General features: G+C 63.3%; 24 protein-coding genes and 1 pseudogene. 7 read left to right on the top strand and 18 right to left on the bottom strand.

All coding sequences use genetic code 11. From position 1 onward, the window contains the following. Positions 1–64: 64 nt before the first annotated feature. From GQX66_RS04205 to GQX66_RS04215, 3 genes are read left to right on the top strand one after another with little or no spacing between them, the layout of a single operon-like run. On the top strand, positions 65–1,261 hold the full coding sequence (locus GQX66_RS04205) for an amidohydrolase family protein (RefSeq protein WP_240866805.1): 1,197 nt from the start codon (positions 65–67) through the stop codon (positions 1,259–1,261). Further along, positions 1,258–2,745 (top strand): amidohydrolase family protein, encoded by a 1,488-nt coding sequence (locus GQX66_RS04210; protein WP_129973529.1) that lies wholly within the window; start codon positions 1,258–1,260, stop codon positions 2,743–2,745. Before GQX66_RS04205 ends, GQX66_RS04210 begins: the two co-directional genes overlap by 4 nt. Positions 2,746–2,756: 11 nt before the next feature. Continuing rightward, entirely contained in the window at positions 2,757–3,416 is a 660-nt protein-coding gene (locus GQX66_RS04215; protein ID WP_085745460.1) for a flavin reductase family protein, read from the top strand. A gap of 149 nt (positions 3,417–3,565) precedes the next feature. On the opposite strand, the gene GQX66_RS04220 is transcribed toward GQX66_RS04215, so the two are convergent. The 8 genes from GQX66_RS04220 to GQX66_RS04255 all read right to left on the bottom strand — a co-directional run bounded on the left by GQX66_RS04220 (position 3,566) and on the right by GQX66_RS04255 (position 12,206). After that, positions 3,566–4,225, bottom strand: coding sequence for a DUF799 domain-containing protein (locus GQX66_RS04220; RefSeq protein ID WP_007959444.1), 660 nt, complete (start codon positions 4,223–4,225; stop codon positions 3,566–3,568). After that, positions 4,222–4,584 carry a DUF4810 domain-containing protein gene (locus tag GQX66_RS04225; RefSeq protein ID WP_007959442.1) on the bottom strand — a complete coding sequence of 121 codons (363 nt, stop codon included), beginning with the start codon at positions 4,582–4,584 and terminating at the stop codon, positions 4,222–4,224. Before GQX66_RS04225 ends, GQX66_RS04220 begins: the two co-directional genes overlap by 4 nt. 29 nt (positions 4,585–4,613) lie before the next feature. Further along, positions 4,614–5,300 carry a CsgG/HfaB family protein gene (locus GQX66_RS04230; protein ID WP_166673433.1) on the bottom strand — a complete coding sequence of 229 codons (687 nt, stop codon included), beginning with the start codon at positions 5,298–5,300 and terminating at the stop codon, positions 4,614–4,616. Positions 5,301–5,518: 218 nt separating this feature from the next. After that, a complete protein-coding gene (locus GQX66_RS04235; RefSeq protein ID WP_240866807.1) occupies positions 5,519–8,617 on the bottom strand; it encodes an error-prone DNA polymerase in 3,099 nt (1,032 codons plus the stop codon). Then, positions 8,593–10,008: a DNA polymerase Y family protein gene (locus GQX66_RS04240; RefSeq protein ID WP_039768872.1), complete on the bottom strand. Its 1,416-nt coding sequence runs from the start codon at positions 10,006–10,008 to the stop codon at positions 8,593–8,595. The genes GQX66_RS04235 and GQX66_RS04240 overlap by 25 nt, the downstream gene beginning before the upstream one ends. Positions 10,009–10,015: 7 nt before the next feature. Continuing rightward, on the bottom strand, positions 10,016–10,633 hold the full coding sequence (gene imuA, locus GQX66_RS04245; protein ID WP_007959433.1) for a translesion DNA synthesis-associated protein ImuA: 618 nt from the start codon (positions 10,631–10,633) through the stop codon (positions 10,016–10,018). Continuing rightward, a complete protein-coding gene (gene lexA, locus GQX66_RS04250) occupies positions 10,633–11,250 on the bottom strand; it encodes a transcriptional repressor LexA (RefSeq protein ID WP_039768874.1) in 618 nt (205 codons plus the stop codon). The genes imuA and lexA overlap by 1 nt, the downstream gene beginning before the upstream one ends. A gap of 38 nt (positions 11,251–11,288) precedes the next feature. After that, positions 11,289–12,206: a LysR family transcriptional regulator gene (locus GQX66_RS04255; protein ID WP_102687594.1), complete on the bottom strand. Its 918-nt coding sequence runs from the start codon at positions 12,204–12,206 to the stop codon at positions 11,289–11,291. Positions 12,207–12,309: 103 nt separating this feature from the next. Between GQX66_RS04255 and GQX66_RS04260 the strand changes: the two genes are divergently transcribed. The 3 genes from GQX66_RS04260 to GQX66_RS04270 all read left to right on the top strand — a co-directional run bounded on the left by GQX66_RS04260 (position 12,310) and on the right by GQX66_RS04270 (position 16,724). Beyond that, the gene (locus GQX66_RS04260; protein WP_240866809.1) at positions 12,310–14,064 is read left to right on the top strand and encodes an amidohydrolase; all 1,755 of its coding nucleotides are present in this window, start codon (positions 12,310–12,312) and stop codon (positions 14,062–14,064) included. Between the two features lie 102 nt (positions 14,065–14,166). After that, positions 14,167–14,904, top strand: a complete 738-nt coding sequence (locus GQX66_RS04265; protein ID WP_240866826.1) for a TorF family putative porin — start codon at positions 14,167–14,169, stop codon at positions 14,902–14,904. A gap of 161 nt (positions 14,905–15,065) precedes the next feature. Next, positions 15,066–16,724 (top strand): phosphoethanolamine--lipid A transferase, encoded by a 1,659-nt coding sequence (locus GQX66_RS04270; RefSeq protein WP_240866840.1) that lies wholly within the window; start codon positions 15,066–15,068, stop codon positions 16,722–16,724. A gap of 13 nt (positions 16,725–16,737) precedes the next feature. On the opposite strand, the pseudogene GQX66_RS04275 reads toward GQX66_RS04270, so the two are convergent. The 4 genes and pseudogenes from GQX66_RS04275 to GQX66_RS04290 form a co-directional block, all read right to left on the bottom strand. Continuing rightward, positions 16,738–17,001 (bottom strand): annotated as a pseudogene (locus tag GQX66_RS04275) (DUF971 domain-containing protein); the annotation flags it as partial. Further along, a complete protein-coding gene (locus GQX66_RS04280; RefSeq protein WP_240866843.1) occupies positions 16,998–17,960 on the bottom strand; it encodes a HEAT repeat domain-containing protein in 963 nt (320 codons plus the stop codon). The gene GQX66_RS04280 and the pseudogene GQX66_RS04275, both read right to left, overlap by 4 nt. Continuing rightward, complete coding sequence (locus GQX66_RS04285; protein WP_240866845.1) at positions 17,957–18,805, bottom strand: ABC transporter ATP-binding protein; 849 nt, start codon at positions 18,803–18,805, stop codon at positions 17,957–17,959. The genes GQX66_RS04280 and GQX66_RS04285 overlap by 4 nt, the downstream gene beginning before the upstream one ends. Further along, positions 18,805–19,587, bottom strand: a complete 783-nt coding sequence (locus GQX66_RS04290) for an ABC transporter permease (RefSeq protein WP_041475308.1) — start codon at positions 19,585–19,587, stop codon at positions 18,805–18,807. The genes GQX66_RS04285 and GQX66_RS04290 overlap by 1 nt, the downstream gene beginning before the upstream one ends. An 18-nt stretch (positions 19,588–19,605) precedes the next feature. Between GQX66_RS04290 and GQX66_RS04295 the strand changes: the two genes are divergently transcribed. Then, positions 19,606–19,851: a hypothetical protein gene (locus GQX66_RS04295; protein WP_134022420.1), complete on the top strand. Its 246-nt coding sequence runs from the start codon at positions 19,606–19,608 to the stop codon at positions 19,849–19,851. 7 nt (positions 19,852–19,858) lie between these two features. Here GQX66_RS04295 and GQX66_RS04300 read toward each other — a convergent pair whose 3' ends face one another. The 6 genes from GQX66_RS04300 to GQX66_RS04325 form a co-directional block, all read right to left on the bottom strand. Next, entirely contained in the window at positions 19,859–21,262 is a 1,404-nt protein-coding gene (locus tag GQX66_RS04300) for an ABC transporter substrate-binding protein (RefSeq protein WP_102718865.1), read from the bottom strand. Between the two features lie 110 nt (positions 21,263–21,372). Beyond that, the gene (locus GQX66_RS04305; RefSeq protein WP_007959413.1) at positions 21,373–21,618 is read right to left on the bottom strand and encodes a ferredoxin family protein; all 246 of its coding nucleotides are present in this window, start codon (positions 21,616–21,618) and stop codon (positions 21,373–21,375) included. Positions 21,619–21,643: 25 nt separating this feature from the next. Further along, positions 21,644–23,374, bottom strand: a complete 1,731-nt coding sequence (locus GQX66_RS04310) for a fumarate reductase/succinate dehydrogenase flavoprotein subunit (RefSeq protein WP_240866858.1) — start codon at positions 23,372–23,374, stop codon at positions 21,644–21,646. Positions 23,375–23,376: 2 nt separating this feature from the next. Next, positions 23,377–24,123, bottom strand: coding sequence for a GntR family transcriptional regulator (locus GQX66_RS04315; RefSeq protein WP_085603142.1), 747 nt, complete (start codon positions 24,121–24,123; stop codon positions 23,377–23,379). Positions 24,124–24,218: 95 nt separating this feature from the next. Beyond that, positions 24,219–25,187 (bottom strand): Gfo/Idh/MocA family oxidoreductase, encoded by a 969-nt coding sequence (locus tag GQX66_RS04320; protein ID WP_085745446.1) that lies wholly within the window; start codon positions 25,185–25,187, stop codon positions 24,219–24,221. A gap of 9 nt (positions 25,188–25,196) precedes the next feature. Next, positions 25,197–26,084 (bottom strand): Dyp-type peroxidase, encoded by an 888-nt coding sequence (locus GQX66_RS04325; RefSeq protein ID WP_102687587.1) that lies wholly within the window; start codon positions 26,082–26,084, stop codon positions 25,197–25,199. Positions 26,085–26,100 lie beyond the last annotated feature (16 nt).

Consider the following 26,100-nt stretch of genomic DNA (forward strand, 5'->3'; position numbering starts at 1 on the left):
TCCCCTCTCCCTCAGGGAGAGGGCTAGGGTGAGGGAAAAAATTTCAAAGAACACCGAGGTTCCCATGTCCCACCCCCGCTGGCTCAGAAACATCCGCCCCTACGGCGCCCCCGCCGAAGACCTGCTGATCGAAAACGGCAAGTTCACCCGACGCCGCCCGGCCTCCAGCACCCCGCTGGCCGCCACCAACATCGACGGCCAGAACCAGCTCCTGACCGCGCCGCTGGTGGAAAGCCACGTCCACCTCGACAAGACCCTGTACGGCCAACCCTGGCGCCCGAACAGCGCCGGCCCGACGCTCAAGGACTACATCAGCAACGAGCGCCGCGTCCTGCGTGAAGTCAAAGCGCCGATCGCCGAACGCGCCGGCGCGCTGCTGGAAAACTGCATCGCCCGGGGTTCGCTGACCATGCGTTGCCACGTCGACATCGACCCGGAATTCGGCCTGCGCCACGTCGAGGCCATGCAGCAACTGCGCGAAACCTACAACGACCTGATCGACCTGCAACTGGTGGTGTTCCCGCAAACCGGCCTGATCAGCCGCCCCGGCACCGCCGAACTGATGCGCGAAGCCATGGCCCTGGGCGTGGAAAACGTCGGCGGGCTCGACCCGTGCGGCATCGACAACGACCCGATCGCGCAGCTGGATTTCGTGTTCAAACTGGCAAGCGAATTCCAGCGTGGCGTCGACATTCACCTGCACGACAAAGGAGAACTGGGCCTGTGGCAGATCGCCCGGATCGCCGATTACACCGAGCGCTTCAACCTGCAAAACCGGGTGATGATCAGCCATGCCTATTGCCTCGGCATGTTGCCTTGGAGCCAGGTCAAACCTGTTGCCGAACGCCTCGCGGCGCTGGGGATTTCGCTGATGAGTTCGGCACCGGCCGATTGCGCCGTTCCACCGTTTCTGGCGCTGCGTGAGGCCGGGGTCAACGTTTGTCTGGGCTCCGACGGCATTCGTGATGCGTGGTCGCCGATGGGCAATGGCGACATGCTGGAACGGGCGATGCTGCTGGCATTCCGTTTCGACCTGGGCAAGGACGAAGAACTGGCGGCGGCGTTCGACGCCGCGACGGTGAACGGTGCGCGCGCATTGGGGATCGAGGATTACGGCTTCGCCATCGGCAAGCCTGCGGATTTTCTGCTGATGCCGGTCGAAACCCTCGGTGAAGCCGTGGTTTCGCGCCCTGTGCGCCAGGTCTATCGCGGCGGCGAACTGATCGCCAGCGGCGGTCGTCTGCTGGGCAGCCGTCTGTGAAACGGATCGGCCTGAAGGCCGGTTGCGTGGTCGGCTTCGACGGCACGCAGCATGTGCTGTGGCGTGACGGTGAAGTGGTATTCAGCGGATCGCGTATCGAATTTGTCGGGCGCGGTTATCAAGGGCCGGTGGATCAGTGGATCGACTACGGCAATGCGCTGATCGGACCCGGTTTCATCGACCTCGACGCCCTCGGCGATCTCGACTCCACGGTACTGACCCTGGACAACGGCGACGAGCGCGCGATGGGCCGGATGTGGTCGGCGGAGTATCTGGCGGCCGGCCCGCGTGAGTCGTTCAGCCCCGAAGAAGAAGTCTTCAAGTACCGCTACGCCTTCACCCAGTTGATCCGCAACGGCATCACCACGGCGATGCCGATCACCTCGATGTACTACCGCGAATGGGCGGAGACCTACGACGAGTTCGCGGCGGTCGCCGATGTGGCGGGCGAACTGGGCCTGCGCACCTATCTCGGCCCCTGCTACATGAGCGGCATGAGTTACTGGCGCGCCGACGGCACTCTCGCCCATCACTGGGATGAGGCACGGGGCCTGGCGGGACTGGATGCGGCCGAACGGTTTTTCAAGGATTTCGATGGTACGCATGCCGGGCTGATTCGCGGTGCGCTGCTGCCGGATCGCATCCAGACCTGCACCCCGGCGCTGCTTCAGCGCACGTCCGCCTTGAGCCGCGAGCTGAACGCGCCGATGCGTCTGCATTGCTGTCAGGCGCTGGGTGAGGTGGCGATGGTCGAACAGTTGCGCGGCACCACGCCGCTGGGCTGGTTGCAGCAGCTGGACTTGCTCAACCCGCGCAGCCTGTTGCCCCACGGCATCTACACCTCGGGCGATGACGATCTGCAACGGGTCATCGACGGCGGCGCCAGTCTGGTGCACTGCCCACTGGTGTTCGCCCGTGACGGCGAAGCCCTGAACTCATTCGGCAGTTATCGCGCCAAAGGCATCAATTTCGCCCTCGGCACCGACACCTGGCCGGCGGACTTGCTGGCCAACATGCGCCACGGTCTGAACATCGCCCGCTTGATGGAAGGCGGCTCGGCACTGACCAGCAGCCTCGATCTGTACAACGCCGCGACCCTCGGCGGCGCCAAGGCATTGGGCCGCGACGACCTCGGTCGCCTGGCCCCCGGCGCCAAGGCTGATATCACCGTGTTCAACCTGCGCGGCCTGCACCTGGGGCCGCTATTCGATCCACTGAAAAACCTGCTGCTGGCCGGGCGCGGCGACGACTGCATCGCCAGTTACATCGATGGTCGCTGCGTGATGCACGACGGTCAGGTCAACGGCGTCGACTACCCCACTCTGCAACGCCAGGCCCAGCGCCAATACGAAAAACTGATGCGCAGCCACAGCGACCGGGCCTTTGGCCGACCGGACTGGAAAACCCTGTTCCAGCCGGCCATTCCGTTCGCCGACGACTACAGCGCCGAGGCGCCATTGAGCGCCATCGATCCACTTCTTTAGAGAACACTGCCATGCACAGCTTCGATTTCAGCCAACTGAGCCCACGGGAAAAGTACAAGATTCTGATCGGCAGCGTGGTGCCGCGCCCGATTGCACTGGTCACCACCATCGATGCCGAAGGCCGGGTCAATGCCGCGCCGTTCAGCTTTTTCAATGCGCTGTCGGCGGACCCGCCCATTCTCGCGCTCGGCGTCGAGAACTACGGCGATCAGAGCCCGAAGGACACCACGCGCAATATCCAGATGAATCAGGAATTCACCGTCAACATCGTCAGCGATGCATTGGTGGAAGCCATGAATGTCTGCGCCGTGCCGTTCGCGCCGGGCTTCGATGAGTTGACCGCAGCGGGCCTGACAGCGATCCCCGGCACCTCGGTCAAATGCCCGCGAATCGGCGAAGCACCCGTGGCGCTGGAATGTCGGCGGATGATGGCGCTGAACATCGGTCAGTCGCGGGAGATCATTTTTGGCGAGGTGTTGATGGCGCATGTGCGCGACGAGTTGATCGATCCGAAAACCCTGTACATCGATCAATTGGGGCTGGATGCGATCGGGCGCATGGGCGGGCATGGTTATGCGCGGACCCGGGATTACTTCGATTTGCCGACCCGCTCGTTGCAAGCGTGGACGGAAGCGCCGGGGGGTGGCGAGCGGTTCTGGCCCGCCAAATAAAAAAACGGCCCACCGAGGTGGGCCGCCGTGCTGATCGTTCCCACGCTCCGCGTGGGAATGCATACCGTGACGCTCTGCGTCACAGTGGACGCGGAGCGTCCATGGCGGCATTCCCACGCAGAGCGTGGAAACGATCAGCAGCCTGGGTTTCAGTCAGTGCCGTACTTCGGCGACCGAGGCCCGTACAGCAAGCCCGCCGGATGACCGGCCGACAGCAGTCGATTGCTGGCCACACCGGCAATCGGGTAGCCGGCATCGGTGGAGCTGTTGATGATCTGCTTCACCGCCGCGGTGATCAGCATGCCGATCAGGCCACCGGCGTTGCTGTTGTTACCCTCCTCGCTCGACGCCCGGGCTGCACCGGTCCACAGGGTGACGCCGGTTTTCAGGTCGACCAGCTTGGCGCTCGCGGTGACGGCAGTTTCGCTGCTGATCACCATGTAGCGCGTGCCGTATTCGCTGACGGTGATGTACAGCGCCGCGTCGGCACCGAAGATTTCCTGCAGCTTGTTGGCCGGCGCCGCATGGATGTCATCCGGCGTGGTCAGGCCGTTCTGGCGGAACGTTTCGTCGACCAACGTGATCGGCAGCACGTAGTAACCGGCTTCAGCCAGCGGGAACGTCACTTGCGACAACAGGCTGTAAGACGCCTTGACGTCCGGCGAGGTGTTCAGCGGCGGCAGCACCAGAATGGATTTCGGCCGCGCTTGCTTGTACGCCGAATAGTCCACGGTCTTCGGTGCAACGCAGCCACCGAGAACGGTCAGCGCCAGGCCTGCGGCCAGCAGTTTCAAGGCACGGGAGATCATTGGGCATCTCCGGTCTTGGCGTTTTTAAGCAGAAAATCCATGTAGGTGCCGGACTCGGGGAACAGGGTCTTCTCGGTGCGCAGCTGCTGCACCATCTGATCGTCCTTGCCCATGCTCAGGTACAGCAGACCGAGATGAGCGTGGTAACCCGGCGGTACCGGCTTGCCGCTGGCGCGGATCTTTTGCAGATCGGCTTCCAGCGCTTCGGCCTGGGCTTCTTTCGGCGTTTCGCTTTTGAAGTATTCGTAGACTTGTGGCTGGTAGCCTTCCCACTGGTACAGGGTTTGCGGGCTGCTGCAACCGGCCAGCAAGGCGCCAGCAGTCAGGGCCATCAGCGACCGGGACAGGGACAGATTCATGGTGTGTTGCTCCTTGCAATGGGCGTCTATCAGTTGCCCGGTTTCCAGGCACCGGCATTCATGCCATCGACCAGACGATTGATCGCCTCGCGCATGGCCAGATCGAGGACTTTGCCGTTGAGGGTGGAGTCGTAGGCAGCGGTGCCGCCGAAGCCGATGATTTCGCGGTTGGACAAGGCGTACTCGCCGGCGCCCTGGGTCGAATACACCACTTCGGAGGTACTGATGTTGACGATGTTCAGGTTGACCTTAGCGTAGGCGACCTGGGTCTTGCCACGGCCAAGAATGCCGAACAGTTGATGATCGCCGGTCTCTTTGCGGCCGAACTCGGTGACGTCACCGGTGACCACGTAATCGGCGCCTTTCAGACGCTGGGCCTGGCCCTTGATCGCCGCTTCCTGCTGGATTTCGCCCATGTTGTCGCGATCGAGCACGGAGAAACGGTTGGTCTGCTGCAAGTGAGTGATCAGGATGGTCTTGGCCTGGCCGCCGAGACGGTCGACGCCATCGGAGAAGATCCCGCGCATGTAGCTCGAACGGTTGTCGAACTTGCCCACGGCCATCGGGATACGCACACCGGACCAGGCCCGGGAGGCGCTTTCCACCTTGGCCACCGGCAATGCGCGGGAGCTTTCGGTGGCGCAACCGGAAAGCGAGCCGGCCAGGGTGCCGAGAACGGCAATCGCAACGCCCGAGACCAACATCCGGGAGATCATTCTCACTGTGCATTCCTTCTGAAATTCGATGTGTCCCCGCACGGTGATGTTGTGGGGGATCGGGAAAGGGGCGGCATTATGCCAAAGTGCCATCAGTGAGGACAGGTTTTTTTGACGTCAGTGAATTGGCTTGCAAATCGGTTAGCAGCCGTCCTCTGCCGATCGTTCCCACGCGGACGCGTTCGACGCCTCGACGTGGGAACGTTCACTACGGCGTGTCAGTGGAAATCGCGGCTTTGCACCCGAATTCCGTTGAGCAGCGAGCTAAGGTCACTCAAGCGTCCGGCGATCAGATGCCGCACCTCGCCTTCACGCTCCCAGCGGCCATCGACCTTGAGCAATTGCGAGCCCACCAGCACCTGACGCTGACGCTCGGCCAGATCGCGCCAGACCACCACGTTGACGTTGCCGAACTCGTCTTCCAGGGTCACGAACGTCACGCCACTGGCAGTGCCCGGTCGCTGGCGCCCGGTCACCAGACCCGCCACGCTGACCGGCCGGCCATGCTCGACGTCCAGCAACTCCCGGGAGCTACGGCAGCGCCGTGCCCGCAACTCGTCGCGCAAAAGCGTCAGCGGGTGCGGCCCCAGCGTGGTGCCGAGGGTGGCGTAATCGGTGAACAGGTCTTCGCTGACGCTCGGTGTCGGCAGCAGCACATCCGGCTCTTCCTGACTCGGCAACCCGGCAAACAACCCAAGCTGTTTCTGCACCCCGGCCACTTCCCAGCGTGCCCGATGGCGGTGACCGGCCAAGCCGCGTAGCGCTCCCGAGTCCGCCAACAGCGCCTGAGCGCGACTGTCGAGCCCGGCGCGTTCGCCCAGATCCGCGACGTCGGCAAACGCCCCCCTCGCCCGAGCGTTTTCAATGCTCCGCGCATCCTCCTCGCGAAAGCCCTTGATCATCCGCAGGCCCATGCGAATGGCCGGCTGCTCGCCGGCAATCGGCTCCAGGCTGCAATCCCAGTCACTGGCGCGCACGTCCACTGGACGGATCTGCAAATGATGGCGGCGCGCATCCTGGAGAATCTGATCCGGGCTGTAGAAACCCATCGGCCAGCTGTTGATCAGCGCACAGGCGAACGCCGCCGGTTCGTGGCACTTGAGCCAGCAACTGGCATAGGTCAGCAAGGCAAAACTGGCGGCGTGGGATTCAGGGAAACCGTAGCTGCCGAAGCCCTTGATCTGCTCGAAAATCTGCGCGGCGAATTCCGGGCTGTAGCCGTTTTTCTTCATGCCAGCGGCCAGCCGTTCCTTGTGCGGCTCCAGCCCGCCGTGGCGTTTCCACGCGGCCATGGAACGGCGCAACTGGTCGGCCTCGCCGGGGCTGTAATCGGCGGCGACAATCGCGATCTGCATCACCTGTTCCTGAAACAGCGGCACGCCGAGGGTGCGCTTGAGCACCACTTCCAGCTCCGGGGACGGGTAGGTTTCCTCTTCTTCCTTGTTCCGCCGGCGCAGGTACGGATGGACCATCCCGCCCTGGATCGGCCCCGGCCGGACGATGGCCACCTCGATCACCAGGTCGTAGAAAGTTTGCGGGCGCAGGCGCGGCAGCATCGACATCTGCGCCCGGGACTCGATCTGGAACACGCCGATGGTGTCAGCGCGGCTGATCATGTCGTAGGTCGGCCGATCCTCAGGTGGAATCGTCGCAAGGCTCAGGTCCTGATGGCGATGACGGCGCAGCAGATCGAAACAGCGGCGGATCGCGCTGAGCATGCCGAGGGCGAGGATATCCACCTTGAGCAACCCGACGGCATCGAGATCGTCCTTGTCCCACTGGATGATGGTGCGGTCGGCCATGGCGGCGTTCTCCACCGGCACCAGCGTGTCCAGCGGTTGCTCGGAAATCACGAAACCACCGGGGTGCTGCGACAGGTGCCGGGGGAAGCCGATCAGTTGCCCGGTCAGACTCAGCACCCGGTGCAGCAGCGGGCTTTCGGGGTCGAAACCGCCTTCACGCAGGCGCTCTACGGGCGGCGTTTGATCGCTCCAGTGACCGCAGCAGTCGGCCAGCGCATTGATCTGGTCCGGCGGCAAGCCTAGCGCCTTGGCCACATCGCGGATCGCACCGGAAGCGTGATACGTGCTGACCACTGCCGTCAGCGCCGCACGACGGCGGCCATAACGACGAAACACGTATTGCAGGACCTCTTCGCGGCGTTCGTGCTCGAAATCCACGTCGATGTCCGGCGGTTCGTTGCGCTCTCTCGACATGAAACGCTCGAACAGCAGCGTGGTGCGATCCGGGTCGATTTCGGTGATGCCCAAGGCGAAACACACCGCCGAGTTGGCCGCCGAACCCCGGCCCTGGCAGAGGATCTTCTGCTCCCGGGCGAAGCGCACCACGTCGTGCACGGTGAGGAAGTAGCTTTCGTAGCCGAGCTCGGCGATCAGCTCCAGTTCATCGTCGATCTGCTTGAGCACCTTGGGCTGTGCGCCTTGCGGCCAGCGCCAGGCGATGCCCTCTTCGGTCAGGTGGCGCAGCCAGGAACTGGCACTGTGTTCCTCGGGCACCAGCTCTTTGGGGTATTGATAGCGCAACTCGCTCAGGTCGAAGGTGCAGCGGCGAGCCAGTTTCACCGACTCGTCCAGCAAGGCCTGCGGATACAACTCGCTCAACACATCAAGGCTGCGCAAATGCCGCTCGCCGTTGGGGTGCAGGCGTAACCCGGCTTCGGCCACTGGAACGTGATGGCGGATCGCGGTCATGGTGTCCTGCAAGGCCCGCCGGCCTCGGGCGTGCATGTGCACATCGCCGCTGGCCACGGCTGGAATCTGCAGCTCATCCGCCAGACTCAGCAGCGCGGCCAGCCGTTGTTGATCGTTCTGCCCGCGATGCAACTGCACCGCCAGCCACAGCCGTTCGCCGAAGGTCTGTTTCAGCCAGCGGCCCTCCTCCACCTCATCGACCGCATCCGGCACCCACAGCACCAGCAATCCCGGCAACGGTTCGCTGAAATCCTCGCGCAGCACTTGATACTGGCCTTTTTGGGTACGCCGTCGGGCCTGGGTAATCAAACCGCACAGGGCCTGATAACCCTCGATGTTCTCCACCAGCAACACCAGTTTCGGGCCGTGTTCGATGCGAACTTCGCTGCCGATAATCAGCGGCAGCTCCACGGACTTCGCCGCTTGCCAGGCACGAACGATCCCGGCGAGGGTGCATTCATCGGTGATCGCCAGCGCCTGATAGCCGTGTTTTTTCGCCCGCTGAAACAGCTCCAGCGCACTGGACGCGCCGCGCTGGAAACTGAAATTCGACAGGCAGTGCAGTTCGGCGTAACCCTGATTCACGCGAACCAGCCCTGCAGCCACAACGGACCGCCCTCACCCACAGCCCGGTACGCCCAGCCTTGCTGGCCGGCGCGGTTCTGGATCAGGTAATAGTCGCGGCGCACGTCGTCACCGTCCCACCAGCCGGACTCGATACGCTCCGGGCCCATGAGGATGCGCGCCGAACCTTCGGGCACGGACTGCGGTTCGCCCAACAACCAGCCCGGACGCTGCACGCCCGGCAATGCAGGGCAGCGCTGTTTGTCGTCGGCGTTCTGCCATGCGCACTCCGGTCGATGATCGGCCTGAAAACGCAGGCCTTGCACCGCCTCATCCCCCAGTCGCGCGCGCAGGCGTTCGCGCAATTGCTCCCAGGGCAAGGTCTGCTGCGGGCGGTCGTCGAACAGCTCCTGAAACTGCGGCACGAAACTCGGCAGATCCTCGGCGCGCAGACGAAAGCCGCGCACCGGGGCCTCGACCTGCACCTGCTCCAGTCGGCCACGGGCCAGTTCAAAGAGCATCGCCGGATCGCGCTCGGCGCTGAGCAGGCCGACCTTGATCAGCGTGTCCGGCAACCCTGCGTGTTCAAGGTGCAGATCGAAGCGCTGCACGCCACTGTCGCGCCCGCACAAAAACGCCGCCAGATCGGACGTCAGGCGGCGCAAGGGAAACAGCAGCGCCTGATGGGACTGCACGTCGAAATTGAGTTCGATGCGCACGTCGAAACGATCCGGCGGCAGGTAGAACGCCAGCGCCAGCGGTCGTGCGCCGAACAGCGTGTCCAGGTGCTTGAGCATCGGCGCCTCGAAACGCCGGGCCAGGGCCTGACGCGGCAGGTTCTGCACCTGATGGAGGTTGCGCAGGCCCATGCGCGACAGCGCCGTGGCCACGCTCGGTTCAAGGCCGATGCGGTCGACCGGCAATTGCCCGAGGTGGTGGCGCAGGGCTTCACCGTCGGGCACCACCAATCCGTCATAGGCGTTGGCCAGCACCCGCGCGGCCACCGGGTTGGGCGCGGCGACGATGCGGTGACGAAAGCCCAGCTCTGTCAGCTCCGTGCGCAACCGAGCCTCGAACTGCGCCCAGGAACCGAACAGCCCGAGGCTCGATTCGATCTCGAACACCACGGTGCGCGGGTAATGCACGCTGACCTGGGCGCTGAAGCGATAGGCCCAGGCGGCGAGAAACTGCTGCCAGTGCTCGACCTCGGCCGAATCGTAATCGACGGTGGCAAACCCTTTGCTCATGGCCTGCGCGGCGGTCATCGATTGCCCGGGACGCAAGCCCAGTGCCCGCGCCGCCGGGTTGACCGCTTGCAGCACGCGGCGCTGGGCCGGGCCGCTGAGCAGCGCCAACGGCTGCTCGGGATCGGGGCGCTGACGCAACACGGCGTCGAGGGCCAATTGCGGGAACAGAATGCAAACCCAGCGCATGGCGACCTCAATGCCCCACGGCGAAGGCAATCGGTGCGCTGCGCGCCAGACCGCCCCGGCACTTGAGCACGCGCAATTGCGCCGGGCGCGCATCAATGGCGATGCGCAACGCGGCTGGCGACGGGTTGACCGCTTCGCTCAAGGGGCGCCACGCGAACGCCAGGGTCTGGCCGGTTTCCGCCGCCACCTGCAAACGGCGCAAGGCACGGTCATCGGCCTTGTGCGGCCAGCACAGCACCGCGCCGCAACTGCCCGAGCGCAGGCATTGTTCTGCCGCCCACAACGCATCGCGTTCGCTGGCCTGGATCACCGACAACTGACGCAGATCGACCCCGGCATTGGCCCAGGCCTGCGGATACGGCACGAACGGCGGCGCCACCAGCACGATGCGCTCGCCCGCCGCCGACAGCCGCGCCAACGTCGGCCACACCAGTTGCAGTTCGCCGACACCGGGGCCGGCCAGGAGGATTTCGCTCAGTGCCGCTTCTGGCCAGCCGCCACTGGGCAAGGCTGCGTCCAGCGCCGCGTGCCCGGTGGGTTGCGGGCTGGCGGCCGGTGGCGCAGGCCGGCCCTTCCAGACCTGGCCGCCATTGAACAGCGTATCCAGCGCAACGACGGCACCCATCAGCCTTGCCTCACCAGACCGCAGAACACCCCTTCGATGGCCAGGTCCTGATCGGCCCGCACCACAATCGGTTGATACGCCGGGTTGCGCGGCAACAGGCGAACCTCATCGCCGATCCGTTCGAAGCGTTTGATGGTGACCTCACCGTCGAGTCGCGCCACCACGATCTGGCCGTTGAGCGCTTCGGGGTTGCGCCGCACGCCGACCAGATCGCCGTCGAGAATCCCGTCCTCGATCATCGAATCACCCTGCACTCGCAGCATGTAGTCAGGCGTGCGGGAGAACAGCGCCGGGTCGAGCATCAGCCGATTGTGCAGGTCGGCATCGGCGCCGATGGGCGCACCGGCGGCCACCCGGCCGAGCACCGGCACTTCGAGCAGTTCCGGCCGCGCCGGTTGCCCGAGCAGGCGAATGCCCCGGGCCTGATGCGGATTGACCTCGATGAACCCGGCTTCGGTGAGCGCCAGCACATGCTTGCGCGCCACGCTGCGGGAGGCAAAACCAAAAGCCTCGCTGATTTCAGCGAGGCTTGGGGGCTGACCGTGTTCGGCGATGCGTTCGCGGATAAAGGTCAGGATGGCGGTACGGCGGGGAGTCAGAGTCGTCATGGAGTACATTTGTACTCCTGTGGGATTTTCCTGACAAGCACCGCCAGTCAGCTCAAACCGCGCTCCGCCAGAAACCCCGCGATGTAGTCGATAAACGCCACAACCTTGGCCGTCGCCCGCCGATGGCTCGGGTACACCGCCAGAATGTGCGGGCCAAAACTGTCCGGATCGATGTCGTAATCCGCCATGACTCGCACCAGTCGCCCGGCGGCGATGTACGGCGCAGCGCTCCACAATGGCGTGTGCAGCAAGCCGCGCCCGGCCAGGGCGCTGGCCAGCAGCAAATCGTAATTGTCACTGCGCAACAGCGGCGCCGCCGGTTGCGCCAGGCTCAGGCGCTGGCCGTCGCGTTCGGCCCACCAGAATTCGCGGCTGAGCAACGGATGCCGATACAGCAGCCATTCATGCTGATCGAGGGTTTGCGGCGTCACCGGCAAGCCCTTGCGCGCCAGGTATTCGGGGCTGCCGCACAGCGCCAGGCGATTGCTGCCGACCACCCGGGCGATCAGCCCCGGCAAGTCGTCATGCCCCTCGCGCAACGCCAGGTCGTAGCCGCTTTCCAGCAGATTGACGAATTCGTCGCACAAATCCACTTGCAGGCTGATCTGCGGGTATTGCTGCAAAAAGCCGTCACACACCTGATCGAGAAACGCCCGCCCGTAGGCCAGCGGCGCGGTGATTTTCAGGCTGCCGCGCAGACCGTGCTGCAACTGCTCGATTTCCTCGCTGGCCTCGTCCAGCCGCTGCAACACCTGGCGTGCGGTTTCCAGATAGAGCCGGCCGATTTCGGTCAGCAAAATCCGCCGAGTACTGCGCTCGAACAGCCGCGCACCAAGCTCGGATTCCAAGTGATTGACCGCTTTGGTCAGGGCCGACGGAGTCTTGCCCAGTTGCTCGGCAGCGCGGCTGAAACTGCCGAGCTGCGCGGTGACCACGAACATTTTCAGTGCACCCAGCTTGTCCATGCTTTTTCCATTCAGGCAAAAACGTTTTTCGTGAGGAAGGCGTTCTGTCGGGCGTTGGCAGCCACTAATCTGGCCATCAGACGCAATAACAAGGAAATGTTCAATGAAAAGATTCATCCCGCATTTCACAAAAAATCTGCTGATCGCCGCTGTGAGTTTTGCCTCGATGGAAGCCATGGCCGCCACCGATCTGGTGCTGCTCAATGGCAAGATTTTCACCGCCGACCGCGCTCAACCGAAGGTTCAGGCACTGGCCGTGGAGAACGGCAAGGTGCTGAAAGTCGGCACGGATGCGCAGATCAAGGCCTTGATCGAGCCCGGCACCCAGGTGATCGACCTCAAAGGCCAGGCGCTGATGCCCGGCCTGATCGACAGCCATTCCCACGCGATTTTCGGCGGACTGGAAATGGTCTCGGCCAACATGGAAGACGACGTGGTCGGTCTGGATGAACTGGAAAAACGCCTGCGCGGCTGGCGTGACGACGGCAAGGCCCGGCATGGCGATGTGTTGAGCGTGGCCGGCATGAGCTCGGCGTATTGGGCCAAGGCTGAGGCATTGGGCAAAATCTTCAATAACGGCGAATGGGCCGACGTGCCAGTGGTGTTCACCGGCAGCGATCACCACACCGCATGGGCCAACAACGTCATGCTCAAGCGTGCGGGCATCGACGCCGCGCTGCTGAAAAACCTGCCGGACGCAGAAAAAGACACCATCGGCAAACTGCCCAACGGTGAACCGAACGGCTTTGTGGTCGACGCCGGCTGGGATCGGGTCGCCTCGAAAATGCCGGTGCCGAGCCCCGCCGACATGCTCAAGGCCGCGCAATCGGCAGTGCGTTTCAACAACAGCCTCGGCATCACCGCGTGGATGGACCCCGCCGCCAACGCCGCGCCGGGCGAGCCGCTGTTCGCCCTCAAGCCCACCGAGAAAACTGTCGGCGTATTGCCAGCTTATAAAGCCCTGTCGGACAGCGGCGGCATGACCGCCCACGTCGCCGCGCTGCTGGTGGCCAATCCGAAAAGCGTACCGGCCGATCTCGATACCCTCGACAAGGTGCGCCGGCAATTTCAGGGCATTCCCAATCTGACGCTGCCGGGAATCAAGATCTTCGCCGACGGCGTGATCGAATACCCGGCCCAGAGCGCGGCGATGATCGATCCCTACAGCAACTCGCACAAACAAGGCGAGTTGCTGATTGATCCGCAGCACTTCGGCGAACTGGTCAGCGCCATCGACCAGCGCGGCTGGCTGGTGCACATCCACGCCATCGGCGACCGCGCGGTGCGCGAATCCCTGAACGGCATCGCCCAAGCGCGCAAGGACCGGCAGAGCGGCGTGACGCACTCGATCACGCACCTGCAAATGGTCAACCCGAAGGAGTTCGCCCGCTTCAAGCCGTTGAACGTGATTGCCTCGATGCAGCTGCTGTGGGCCAGCGCCGACGACTACACCACCGACATGATCAAGCCTTACGTCAGTGCCCTCGCCTTCCGCTATCAATACCCGGCGCATTCGCTGCTCAAGCAAGGCGCGACGATTGCCGGCGCCAGCGACTGGCCGGTGTCCTCGCCGAACCCGTGGAATGCAATGGCCCAGGCCATCACCCGCACCGGGCCGCTGGGCGTGCTCAACGCCGACGAACGCCTGGACCGCGAAACCATGTTCTACGCCTACACCGCCAACGCCGCGCGGACTATCGGCCTGGAGCAACAGATCGGCTCGCTGAGCCCCGGCAAACAGGCCGATTTCATCGTGCTCGATCGCGACGTGTTCAGCGTCGATGACAAAGCCCTGCATGACACCCAGGTGCTGCAAACCTGGTTCGCCGGCCGCCAGGTCTACGCCCCTACCCTCTAATAACAATCGCCGTACCCGCTGCCCGACCCCGCGCCCGTCGCCGGGGTCCGGCGCAGCCTTGCCCGCTTCCTGCCCATAACAACCACAACAACGGGACTTCACATGAAAGCCTTGCCCCTGCTCGCCCTCACTTCCTTGAGCCTGCTGCCCTTGAGCAGCCACGCAATCCCCCTGAACGATGATTTCGCGGTGCTGGTCGACCTGACCCTGGCCAGCGACTACCGCACCCGCGGCATCTCCCAGACCCAGAACGACCCGGCCGTACAGGCCGGTCTGACCCTGGCCCACAGCAGCGGCCTGTACCTCGGCGCGTGGAGCTCGAACGTCGATTTCGGTGGCGGCCTGAAAACCCGTCAGGAAGTCGATTACTACGCCGGCTGGCTGTGGCAGGCAACCGAGACCGTGAGCCTGGATCTGGGCTACATCAAATACGCGTATCCCAAGGAGAGCCAGTTCAACCAGAGCGAGGTGTACTCGATTCTCAGCGCTTACGGCGTGAAACTCGCGGCCTATTACTCCAGTGACGCGCCGGGCATCGACAGCAAACAGAGTTCGCTCTACAGCTACATCGGCTATGAAACCGAATTGCCGTTGGATTCCGGGCTGAAGCTGCGCTACGGCAACATGGACTTCAAGGACCCGCATATGTATTCGGCGTCCGGCCACAGCGAAGAGTCCTACCGGGAGTGGGAAGTCAAACTGACCCACAGCCTGGCCGGCATGGTGCTGGGCCTGAGCTACATCGACACCGACCTCTCGCAGAGCCAGTGCCTGAGCAGTTGGGGCTTCGAGGACGTGCGCACGGCGACGGTAGTCGCCAGCGTCAGCAAATCCTTCTGACCCGCCGCAAACCTCCCGTGGGAGCCGGCCTGCTGGCGCCCACATTTTTTGCACTTACCGTGATTTTGTTACCGGATGTTTACGGAATTTTTACCAATGCTCTTCTACAGTTACGCGCGTAACCGTATGGGTTTTCGACTGACGTAGAGGAAAGTATCGAAATGGCTTTGGGCAAAGGACTGCGTTTACCGTCCATCACTCCGACCCGCCTGGTGCTGCTGTTTTCGCTGGCACTGGTGGCGCTGTACAACCTGGCGACCTGGAAGGCGCTGGGAACGCTGATTACCTTGCAAGGCGCGCACAAACTGGCGTTCTTCGCGTCCTTCGGACTGTTTCTCTGGGCGGCGATCACGCTGCTGCTGACACTGATCTCGTTTCGCTGGACGCTGAAACCGGCGCTGACGCTGGTGGCCCTGCTCTCGGCCTGCGCGGCGTATTTCATGAACGAATACGGAATCACCATCGACACGGTGATGATCCAGAACGTGTTCGAAACCAACCCCGGGGAAGCCACCGCGCTGTTCAGCGGCAAACTGTTGGCTTACGTGCTGTTGCTCGGCGTGTTGCCGGCCATGCTGATCTGGCGCTGGCCGGTGGTGTATCGGCCGTTCTTTCGGGGCTTGCTGAACAAGGTGCTGGTGATTGTGGCCTGCGTGCTGGTGATCGGCGCTTCGGTGGGCGCGTTCTATTCGACCTACGCGCCGATCTTTCGCGAGGAAGACAAACTCACCCACTTCATCAACCCGACCAACTACATCTACGCGATCAGCAAATACACCAAGCAACGGCTGGGGATCAAAAAGCATTTTGTGGTGCAGGCCATCGGCGAAGACGCGGTGATGAGCGCCAAGGCGGCCTCCCGCGAGAAGAAATCGCTGATGGTGTTCGTGGTCGGCGAAACCGCCCGGGCCGACCATTTCTCGCTCAACGGCTATGAGCGCGAGACCAATCCCGAGCTGAGCAAACTCGACATCCTCAATTTCACCAATGTGCATTCCTGCGGCACCTCGACAGCGGTGTCGGTGCCGTGCATGTTCTCGATGTTCCCGCGCGAGGACTACAGCGACAAGAAAGGCAAAACCTACCAAGGCCTGCTGGACATCCTGCAACGGGCCGGCGTGCAGGTGCTGTGGCTGGACAACAACAGCGACTGCAAAGGCACCTGCCTGCGCGTGCCGAACCGCGACATCGCGAAGAATCGACCGGGGCCGTTCTGCGACGGCAACAACTGCCTCGACGAAGCGCTGCTGGCCGACCTGCAAGGCTACATCGACAGCCTCAAGGGCAACGCGATCATCGTCCTGCACGCCGACGGCAGCCACGGCCCGGAATACTACGAGCGCTACCCCAAGGACATGGAGCGCTTCAAACCGATCTGCCACACCAATCAGCTGGGCAGTTGCAGCCATGACGAACTGGTCAACGTCTACGACAACACGATCCTCTACACCGACCATTTCCTGGCCAAGGTAATCGAGCTGCTCAAACGCAATCAGGACCACCTCGATACATCGATGCTGTACGTGTCCGACCATGGCGAATCACTGGGCGAGAACGGCCTCTACCTGCACGCCGCGCCCTATGCGCTGGCGCCGGAAGCCCAGACCCATGTGCCGATGGTGATGTGGTTCGGCAACAACACCCTGGCGCAACTGGGCATCGACCGAGCCTGCCTGCAAGGCAAAAGCAGCCAGCCGGATCTGAGCCACGACAACCTGTTCCATTCGGTGCTCGGGTTGTTCGAAGTCAGGACGTCGCTGTATCAGCCGGGGCTGGATATTTTCCATGGCTGCCGGCCGGCGATGACGGCGGGACAGTGATCCCCTCCAGCTGCGCCAGATAGGCCCACGGGTAAATCCCGCGCTGATGGCCATCGCTGAACACCAGTTGCAGGCCGTAGCCCTGAGCGTTCAATTCGATGACCCGCACACGCGGGTCAACCATGGGCGGCGAGCCCCGCAGGCGAAATGCCCGGCATTGCGAGCACGGGCACTGGCGGCGCAGTTCGGCATGGTCGAGCAACTGCTCGCGGCCATCCGGCCAGCTCAGCCGTAACCGGTGTTCACTTTGGGAATTGCCGACCGACAGCGGATTCATTGCAGCTGACTCAAGGCAATCCGCACGGCTTTGCGCACTTCCGGGTCGCCGTCGTCCTGCGCGGCCTGCAACGCCGCCACCGCCCCACGATCGTTCAATTCGCCGAGGGCCAGCGCGGCTTCCTTGCGCAGGTTACTGATGCGATGACCGAGGGTGTCGATCAGGGCGTCGAGGGCAGCGACGTACTTGAGGCGCCCGAGGCTGCGGGTGGCGCGCAGGCGCACCTGCCAGTAGTCGTCGGCCAAGGCTTCGATCAGCGCCGGCCCGGCGTCGGTGTGGCCGACCTTGCCGAGGGTGGTCGCGGCTTCTTCGCGCACTTGCCAGGCCTGGTCCTGCAAGGCCTGACGCAATGCGGGCAGTACTTCGGCGTCACTTGCCAGACCCAGGGCGCCGGTGGCGGCGCGGCGCACTTCGGTGTCCGGGTCATCACTCGCCAGGCGGGCCAGGGCTGGCAACGCGTCGAGTTGCTTGAGCCAGCCGAGCACGCCGACGGCTTCGCGACGGACGCTGGCATCGGCATCACTCAGCGCCTGAATGGCGGCCGGCGCAGCGCCGGGGAAACGCAACTCGCGCAAGGCCCGGAACGCGGCAATCCGCACGCCGGTTTCGGAATGGGCGGTCCACGGCAGAATCACCCTGCCCGCCGCTTCGGTCTTGAGCAGGCTCAGGCTCTGCGCCGCAGCGGCTTGCACCGCCGGCGACGGATCCGTCAGCGCCTGGCACAGCGCTTCAACCACCGGCTCGTCTTCCCAGGCTTCCAACAGACGCGCCGCTTCGGCACGCACTTCTTCGGCGGGGTCTTCGGCCAGGCGCTCGACCAGCCAGAGCAGACCGTCCGGCTCTTCGAGGTCGGCCAGATCGATCAGGGCAATCCGCCGTACACCGGCGTCATCAGCGGTGAGGCGTGGTTGCAGGGCGAGAATGTCGTCGTTATCGGTCACAGCAAAAAATGAAGTCACAGGGCAAATCTCGGCAAGGCGTTTTCGGGAGGCAGGCCGAGCGGGTTGAGGCGCGGCAGCGGTCGGTCGTTGTCGTGGCGCAGCAGGTCGAGGCAGTGGCGCTTGAGGCGCGAGAACTCGTGGCTGGTCACCAGTTCGGTGGTGCGTGGCCGAGGGAAATCCAGGCGCAGGTCTTCAATGATCCGCCCCGGCCGTGCACTCATCACCAGCAAGCGGTCGGCGAGGAACAGCGCTTCGTCGATGTCATGGGTGACGAACACCACGGTGGTGCGAATTCGCGTCCAGATATCCAGCAGCAATTCCTGCATGTTCAGGCGGGTCAGCGCGTCCAGTGCGCCGAAGGGCTCGTCCATCAGCAACAGCCGGGGGCGATTGACCAGCACCCGGGCGATTTCCACCCGTTGCTGCATGCCGCCGGAAAGCTGATCGGGCCAGCGCTCGGCGAAACCTTCGAGGCCGACCAGTTTGAGGATTTCATCGGCGGCGCGATGGCGCTCGGCCTTGCCGATGCCGCGCATCTTCAGGCCGAAGGCAACGTTGTCGCGCACCGTGCGCCACGGGAACAGGGTGTGATGCTGGAACACCATGCCGCGTTGCGGTGACGGGCCGGACACTTCGGTGCCATCGACTTTCAACTGCCCGCCATGGGGTTGCAGATGCCCGGCCAGCGCACCGAGCAAGGTCGATTTGCCGCAACCGGACGGGCCGAGAATGCACACGAACTGGCCGGGTTCGATCTGGCAATCCAGCCCCTGCACCGCTTCGAACGCTTGCCGACCTTCGCCGAGGACGATGGACAACTGGCGGATATCGATCCGCCCTTCCGGGGTTTGCATCACGCTCATCAGGCTTTTCCTCGTGGTCGATGCCAGGGCGTGAACAGCCCGCCCAAGCGTTTGATCAGCAGGCTGCTGCCCATGCCCAACACGCCGATCAGCAACATGCCGACCACGATGTCGGCGTAGTTCTGGATGGTGTAGGACTCCCAGGTGTAGTAACCGATGCCGAACTGGCCGGAGATCATTTCGGCGGTCACCAGACAGAACCACGACGTGCCCATGCCGATCGCGAGGCCGGTGATGATGCTCGGCGCGGCGCCTGGCAGGATCACTTCCAGCAGGATCGCCCGACGCCCTGCCCCGAGGCTTTTGGCCGAGGCGATCAGACGCGGGTCGACGCCTTCGACGCCGTGCACGGTGTTGAGCAGGATCGGGAACAGCGCGCCGGTGAAGGTGATGAAGACCATCGACAGTTCGGAGGATGGGAACATCAGGATGGCCAGTGGAATCCATGCCACGGCGGGGATTGGGCGCAGCACTTCCAGCGGTGGCAGCAGCAGGTCTTCGGCCCACTTCGAACGGCCGATGGCCAGGCCCAGGGCGATGCCGATCACCAGCGCCGCGAGGTAACCGGCAAAGACCCGGCCGAGGCTCGCGCTCAGGTGCTGGATGAGCTTGCCGGAGTCACCGAGGCCGAGCGCGGCTTCGATCACGGCCAGCGGGGTCGGGACGTTGGCGAAGGTGACGAGGCCGAGGTTCCAGTGGTGGCTGGCGGCTAGTTGCCAGAAGAGCAGGCAGAACGCTATGGAGGTTGCTCTGGTGGTCCAGCGGGCTTTCGGGATTTTCATGGATCGGAATTCCGTGTGATGACTGAGATCGAACCCCCTCACCCCAGCCCTCCCGAAACGTCGGACCGCCCCCAAGGGGGCGAGGGGGAAAGGGGGCAGATCTTCAAGCCTTTCAAAACCTGTACCCGACTCGAGAACGAGCAGATGTTCATGATTTTCAAACCTGAGTTCGGCTCGATATCTCAGGTCGGCGTAACTCTTCAGAACAACACCGTCAGTCCCCTCTCCCTCCGGGAGAGGGTTAGGGTGAGGGGGAGCTTTTGATCTGCTGTTAACGTGCAGCCACGGCCTGGGTCGTGGCATCGGTGAAGTCAAACACCTTCCCGCCCTGCGCCGAAGCAAATTGCTGCGCCTGCCCCTTGAGCAAAAACGCGCTGAGCCGCCCCTTCGCATCACTGGCAAACCACGCCTGCTCCGCCAGCAACTTGATCCCGCTGTCACTCGCCTGGGCATACACCGCCCGGATGTTCTTGCCTTCCGACTTCAGGCCCGCCAGTGCGGTGAACGCCTCTTCAGCCGAGGCATACCGCCGAACCCTGTCCTCGCCGCGCACCCAGATTTCCGCGACATGACTGAAATCGCTGATAGCTTTTCCAGTCACCGCATCGACAGACTTCAATGGCGTCTGCGCGTAGCTGGCCAGTTGCGCCGTGTAATCCAGATTCGAAGCCTTGAACGCCGCACGAATGTACTGATCGTCAATAAAGGTATTCAGATCGAGCCCGCGATCGGCCTTCTTCAGCAGCTTCAACGTGTCAATCGCGGTGCCCACAGCCTGGCGATACTCCGGCTTCCAGCTCAGGTCGCGGGTCTGCACGCCCAGCGGGCCGTGGAACAGGTAATTGACCTCAGCATCGACGCCAGTCACCTTGGCGATCAGTTCGCTGTATTTCTCCGGTTCGGCGGCCAGCAGTTGATTGGCCTCGATGCTCGCACGCAGGTAGGCGACGACGATTTCCGGGTACTTTTTCGCGTAGGCCTGATCGACCAGCGCACCGTGGAAGGTCGGCGCATTGGCCTGGGCGCCGTCGTAGATCTTGCGAGCGAAGCCACGGCTCGGGAACAGTTCGGCGAACGGCACGAAGTCGGCGTGGGCGTCGATCTTGCCGGCCTGCAACGCGGAGCCTGCGACCTCTGGCGGTTGGGCGATGATGTTCACGTCCTTGAGCGGATCCCAGCCCTGCTCCGCCACGGCGCGCAGCAACATGCCGTGAGCAGTGGACGCAAACGGTACGGAAATGGTCTTGCCCTTGAGCTCACTCAGCGACTGCACGCCGGACGCGCTCGGCACCACGATGCCGTTGCCGCTGCCCTTGATGCTGCCCGACAACACGCTGATGAACAGGCTGTGTTTGCCGGCGGTTTCAAACGCCACGCCGTTGAACGCACCGGGGAAATCGGCCATGGCGCCGAAGTCGAGTTTGCCGGCGACCATCTCATTGGTCAGCGGTGCGCCGCTGGTGAAGTTCTTCCACTGCACGTCGTACTTGGCGTCTTTGTAGGCGCCGTCGTGAGGCAGGTATTTGTCGAGCAGGCCCAGCTCGCGAATCAACAAACCGCCGGCGGCGCAGTTGATGGTGGTGTCCTGGGTGCCGATGGCAATGCGGATGGTTTCGGCCGAGGCCGACAGGGTGAACGAAGCCAGTACCAGACCGGCGATTGCTGCACGCAACATGGTTGAATCCCCTCGAATCATTTATAGGATGTTCGTCTCCGCCGCGATCAGGGCGCGGTGGGAAACGAGGGGTGTGTTGAATCAGGCGTCCGGTGTTGCCGGATAGCGTTTTAGCGAAGCAGATACGGGATTTCGACTTTCACCGCACCGGTCGGGCAGTCCTTTTCGCACGGCATGCAGTACCAGCATTCATCGAAGGCCATGTAGGCCTTTTGCGTGGCCGGGTTGATCGCCAGCAGGTCCATCGGGCAGACGTCGACGCACACGGTGCAGCCCTTTTCGGCGATGCATTTGTCCTCGTCCACGGTGACGGGGGCGTTGGAGCGGAAGAAGATTTCCTGAGCTTGATAGGCCATGGTTCGGACTCTCTCTAGTGGTGCATCAAGCGGCGAAAGCGCCGACCCGAAGGCGGTCGTAAGCCTGCATTTCCTCGGCGTCGAGCGGGATGATGTAAGGCTCGACGGCTTTCTTGAAACTGGTCATGCGCCCGTCCTCGCCCTTTTTCAGGTGGCAGTGGCAGAACCATTCGCGGTCGTCCCGTTGCGGGTGATCGACGCGGTAGTGGTACAGGCCCCAGCGGCTTTCGGCGCGGAACAGCGAAGCGCGGGCGGCCATTTCGGCGCAGTCGCGGATCACGCTGGTTTCCATGGCGCGCATCAGTTCGTGGGCGTTGTTGGCCTTCATTTCGTTGAGGTCGCGTTCGATGTCGCTGAAGCGTTGCAGGCCGATTTCCATTTTCTTGGTCACTTTCGGCGGTTGCAGGTAGTCGTTGACGAAGCGCCGCAGTTTGTACTCGACCTGCGCCGGCGGCAGACCATGCTCGCGATCCAGCGGTGCATAGACCCGGGCCTTTTCCTTCTTGATCTGCTCGGCATCCAGCGCAGAGAACTCGCGCCCGGCGACAAACTCCGCCGCGTTGTTGCCCGCGAACCAGCCGTAAGTGAACGCGCCAAGCATGTAGTTGTGCGGCACGGCGGCCATGTCACCGGCCGAGTACAAACCTTTCACCGACGTTTCGGCCCGCTCATTTACCCACACGCCGGACGCCGAGTGGCCGCTGCAAAAACCGATTTCCGAGATGTGCATCTCGACCATCTGCGTGCGGTAGTCGGTGCCACGATTGGCGTGGAACTGGCCGCGACTCGGGCGCTCGTTGCTGTGGAGGATTTCCTCGATGTTCTGGATGGTTTCCTCGGCCAGATGATCGAGTTTGAGGAACACCGGGCCGTTGCCGCTCTCCAGTTCCTGGTGGAACTCCCACATCATCTGCCCGCTCCAGTAATCGCACTCGATGAAGCGTTCGCCCTTGTTGTTGGCGGTGTAGCCACCCAGCGGGCCGGTGACGTAGGCGCAGGCCGGCCCGTTGTAGTCCTTGATCAGCGGGTTGATCTGGAAGCACTCGAGGTTCGCCAGTTCGGCCCCGGCGTGATACGCCATGGCGTAACCGTCGCCGGCATTGGTCGGGTTTTCGTAGGTGCCCATCAGATAACCCGAGGACGGCAGACCGAGTCGCCCGGCCGCGCCGCAGGCGAGGATCACTGCCTTGGCTTTGATCACATGGAAGTCGGCGGTGCGGCAATCGAAGCCCATCACACCGTTGACAGCGCCCTCCTCGTCGGTCAGCAAACGGGTGCAGACCAGTCGATTGGTGATGCTCACCCGCGCCCGCTTCAACTGGCGATACAGGACTTTCTTGATGTCGTGCCCTTCGGGCATCGGCAGCACGTAGGCGCCCATGTGGTGGACTTTCTTCACCGCGTAATCGCCGGTCTCGTCCTTCTCGAACTTCACGCCCCAGCGGTCGAGCTGCTCGATGGTTTCAAAGCTGTGGGTGGCGTAGGCATACACCGCCGCCTGATTGACGATGCCGTCGTTGGCGATGGTGATTTCCTTGGTGTACTGCTCGGGCGTCGAATGGCCGGGGATGATCGCGTTGTTCAGGCCGTCCATGCCCATGCTGATCGCGCCGCTGCGCTTGACGTTGGCCTTGTCGACCAGCAGCACGCGCAGTTCCTTGTTCTTTTCCTTGGCCTTGATCGCGGCCATCGGGCCGGCAGTGCCGCCGCCGATCACGACGATGTCGTATTCCTGTTCGAGAGTATTGCGGGTCATGTTCAGGCCCCTTTTTGCCGGTCGATCCGCAGGCGGTACTGGAACGCATCGCCACGGTAGTAAAGGTGTTCGAAGTCCAGCGGCTGGCCGTTGGCGTCATGGGTCAGCCGTTCGATGCGCATGATCGGCGAGCCGGCCTCGACGTTCAGCGCCTGGGTCAGGTCGCTGTCGGCCAGCACCGCGTCGATGGCCAGATCGGCGTGGCCGAGGGCGATGCCGCAGTCGTTTTCGAGGATCAGGAAGATGTCGCGGGTGACCAGATCGGCCTTCTCCAGCCGCTCGCCGACGGCTTTGGGCAGGTAGGTGATTTCCAGCGAAATCGGCTCGCGGTTGATCAGCCGTACACGCTTTATCTGCGCGACGATTTCGCCTTCGGCGACCTGCAAACGCTCGGCGACCAGTTTGTCGGCGGCGATGAATTTGAAGCTGCGCAGGCGGTTGATCACCTCGTAGCCACGGCCGGTCATGGACTCGGCTAGGCCTTGCAGGGTGCTGACGTTTTGAAAGGTCTTGGGTTTGGCAACGAAGGTGCCTTTGCCGTGGATCTTGAAGATCAGCCCTTCTTTCTGCAGATCGCCCAGGGCCTGGCGCACGGTGATGCGGCTGACCTTGAACAGCGTGCCAAGCTCGCTTTCGGACGGCATCTGGCTGTCTTGCGGGTATTCGCCGTCGAGAATCCGGGCGCGTAGCACGTCGCGCAGTTGGGTGTGCAGAGGAACGCTGCCAAGGGAGAGAACGTTATCGGTCATCACGGGATCACTTGTTATAACGAGTTATGATGTGATCTTAGAGACGTTATGACAAGCTTGAGAAATATTGTTTGGGCATAACCTTAGATGCGCCTTCAGTGGCGCTTGAGGATCTGATCCATGACCCAATCGGTCTTGAGGGCTTCGGCGGCGACTGCGGGGTGCTGCGACTCACCGCGAATCTGCGCATTCATGCCCAGTACGTGGTGCCACTGGATGTGTTCGTGATGGGGGATTTCCAGGCTGATGTGTTCATCGGCATGCAGCTCGACCGGATGCTCGTCGAACACCGAAAACCCGATCCGCCCTTGGCTGCCGATGATCTCGACCCGATCCTCGCGCCGGTCCGCAACGAAACTCCAGCAGCCCATGCCCAACGCGCCCGAGGCGAATCGCCAACTGGCGCTGACCGCATCTTCCGCCGCATACAACCCGGCCTGACGCGCGGTGAAGCCGGCGACTTCAACGATGTCGCCGAGCAGGTACTGGAACAGGTCAAACCCATGACTGGCCAGATCCGCAAAATACCCGCCACCGGCCACCGCCGGATCGGTGCGCCAGTTTGCGCTACCGTCCAGATCCTTGGGCGATGGCGCCTTGGTCAGCGTCCAGCTCAGATGCCGCACCTCACCGATGCGCCCCTGCTCCAGCCATTGCCGCACCTGCTGGAAGCGCGGCAACGAACGGCGGTAGTAAGAAACGAACAGGTGCAAACCGGCATCGGCAAACACCTGCTGCATCTCGCGGCTTTGCCCGGCATTGAGGGCCATGGGTTTTTCCACGCAGCAATGCTTGCCGGCGGCGGCGACTTTCAGGCTGTAGGCGTGGTGGCTGTCGGGGGGCGTGGCGATGTACACCGCATCCACCTCGGGGTCGTTGATCAAGGCATCGACGTCGGTGTAAGTCCGATCGATGCCGTGGCGCGCGGCGTAATCGGTCACGGCTTCGAGGCGGCGCCCCATCACTGCGACCAACGCCGAACCGGGCGCCTTGTAGAAGGCCGGTCCGCTCTTGCGTTCAGCGACGCTGCCGCAACCGATCATGCCCCAACGCACCACGTTCATTCTTGTGCCTCAGCCGATGCGCAGTGCGCGCAGATCGAGGTGACCGTTTTGCAGCGGCGGGCACCAGTAGTAGCCGCCGGTGATCGGCCGGCTGATGCGATAGAGACCGTCGGTGATGCCGTCTTCCAGACCGCTCATGCGGCGCAGTTGCGCTTCAAAGGCATCGAGGGAGAAGCCGAACGCCAGGAACATCAGGCCGGCGCGGTCGCCTTCGATCCACGGCATCGAACGACGCACGACGAAGGCTTCCGGGGCGAAGCTTTCCTGGGCGGTGCGCTTGACGTGGGCGGACACCGGGGCATCGTCGATCTCTTCGTTGTCGCTCAGGCGACGACCCATGATGTTGTCCTTGTCCTCGGCGGACAGCGCATGGAAACCCTTGAGGTCGTGCTGCCATTGCTGGATCGCGGCAAAGCTGCCACCGACCAGACCCTCGGCGCCTTCACTTTGCAGTGCGGCGGCGACAGCGGCTTCGTCATGCGGGTTTTCGGTGCCGTCTTCATAACCGGTGAGGTCATGGCCGTCCTTGTGGCGGAAGGCTTCCTGCATCTGCACCAGACGCAGCGCCGGGGCCAGTGCGGCCTCAAGTGCGGTGCTGCGATTGAGCAGATCGCCACGGTCGACACCGTGCAGCCAGACCCACAGGGCGTGCTGGGTCGACGGGTTTTCCACGCCAACGCCGGTCAGCGCCGGGAAGCTGCGCAGGCCGTCGATGTTCACATTCAGGGCCTTGGCCAGGGATTCACCGAAACCGACCACCGCCGACTTGCCGTCCACCAGGTTCAGCAGGTTGTCGATCGCCTGCGGCAGCGCTTCAACCGACTCGAGGGCGAAAAACAGATGACGTGCTTGCGGCGGAACTGGGGTGGCGAGGATGCCCGGCTGGTAGTAACTCATGTCGACTCCTTGGAAA

This window comes from Pseudomonas sp. B707, from assembly GCF_022496685.1.
In the GTDB taxonomy this organism is placed as follows: Bacteria; Pseudomonadota; Gammaproteobacteria; order Pseudomonadales; family Pseudomonadaceae; genus Aquipseudomonas; species Aquipseudomonas paraglycinae.

What these genes read in the sequence shown, in the direction of transcription:
- GQX66_RS04225 (WP_007959442.1), bottom strand. Translation starts at nt 4,584, where the DNA reads ATGAATCTGTCCCTGTCCCGGTCGCTGATGGCCCTGACTGCTGGCGCC.
- GQX66_RS04215 (WP_085745460.1), top strand. Translation starts at nt 2,757, where the DNA reads ATGCACAGCTTCGATTTCAGCCAACTGAGCCCACGGGAAAAGTACAAG.
- GQX66_RS04290 (WP_041475308.1), bottom strand. Translation starts at nt 19,587, where the DNA reads ATGAAAATCCCGAAAGCCCGCTGGACCACCAGAGCAACCTCCATAGCG.
- GQX66_RS04320 (WP_085745446.1), bottom strand. Translation starts at nt 25,187, where the DNA reads ATGAACGTGGTGCGTTGGGGCATGATCGGTTGCGGCAGCGTCGCTGAA.
- imuA (WP_007959433.1), bottom strand. Translation starts at nt 10,633, where the DNA reads ATGGGTGCCGTCGTTGCGCTGGATACGCTGTTCAATGGCGGCCAGGTC.
- lexA (WP_039768874.1), bottom strand. Translation starts at nt 11,250, where the DNA reads ATGTACTCCATGACGACTCTGACTCCCCGCCGTACCGCCATCCTGACC.
- GQX66_RS04220 (WP_007959444.1), bottom strand. Translation starts at nt 4,225, where the DNA reads ATGATCTCCCGTGCCTTGAAACTGCTGGCCGCAGGCCTGGCGCTGACC.
- GQX66_RS04285 (WP_240866845.1), bottom strand. Translation starts at nt 18,805, where the DNA reads ATGAGCGTGATGCAAACCCCGGAAGGGCGGATCGATATCCGCCAGTTG.
- GQX66_RS04315 (WP_085603142.1), bottom strand. Translation starts at nt 24,123, where the DNA reads ATGACCGATAACGTTCTCTCCCTTGGCAGCGTTCCTCTGCACACCCAA.
- GQX66_RS04265 (WP_240866826.1), top strand. Translation starts at nt 14,167, where the DNA reads ATGAAAGCCTTGCCCCTGCTCGCCCTCACTTCCTTGAGCCTGCTGCCC.
- GQX66_RS04230 (WP_166673433.1), bottom strand. Translation starts at nt 5,300, where the DNA reads ATGATCTCCCGGATGTTGGTCTCGGGCGTTGCGATTGCCGTTCTCGGC.
- GQX66_RS04205 (WP_240866805.1), top strand. Translation starts at nt 65, where the DNA reads ATGTCCCACCCCCGCTGGCTCAGAAACATCCGCCCCTACGGCGCCCCC.
- GQX66_RS04295 (WP_134022420.1), top strand. Translation starts at nt 19,606, where the DNA reads ATGACTGAGATCGAACCCCCTCACCCCAGCCCTCCCGAAACGTCGGAC.
- GQX66_RS04325 (WP_102687587.1), bottom strand. Translation starts at nt 26,084, where the DNA reads ATGAGTTACTACCAGCCGGGCATCCTCGCCACCCCAGTTCCGCCGCAA.
- GQX66_RS04260 (WP_240866809.1), top strand. Translation starts at nt 12,310, where the DNA reads ATGAAAAGATTCATCCCGCATTTCACAAAAAATCTGCTGATCGCCGCT.
- GQX66_RS04310 (WP_240866858.1), bottom strand. Translation starts at nt 23,374, where the DNA reads ATGACCCGCAATACTCTCGAACAGGAATACGACATCGTCGTGATCGGC.
- GQX66_RS04240 (WP_039768872.1), bottom strand. Translation starts at nt 10,008, where the DNA reads ATGCGCTGGGTTTGCATTCTGTTCCCGCAATTGGCCCTCGACGCCGTG.
- GQX66_RS04300 (WP_102718865.1), bottom strand. Translation starts at nt 21,262, where the DNA reads ATGTTGCGTGCAGCAATCGCCGGTCTGGTACTGGCTTCGTTCACCCTG.
- GQX66_RS04305 (WP_007959413.1), bottom strand. Translation starts at nt 21,618, where the DNA reads ATGGCCTATCAAGCTCAGGAAATCTTCTTCCGCTCCAACGCCCCCGTC.
- GQX66_RS04255 (WP_102687594.1), bottom strand. Translation starts at nt 12,206, where the DNA reads ATGGACAAGCTGGGTGCACTGAAAATGTTCGTGGTCACCGCGCAGCTC.
- GQX66_RS04270 (WP_240866840.1), top strand. Translation starts at nt 15,066, where the DNA reads ATGGCTTTGGGCAAAGGACTGCGTTTACCGTCCATCACTCCGACCCGC.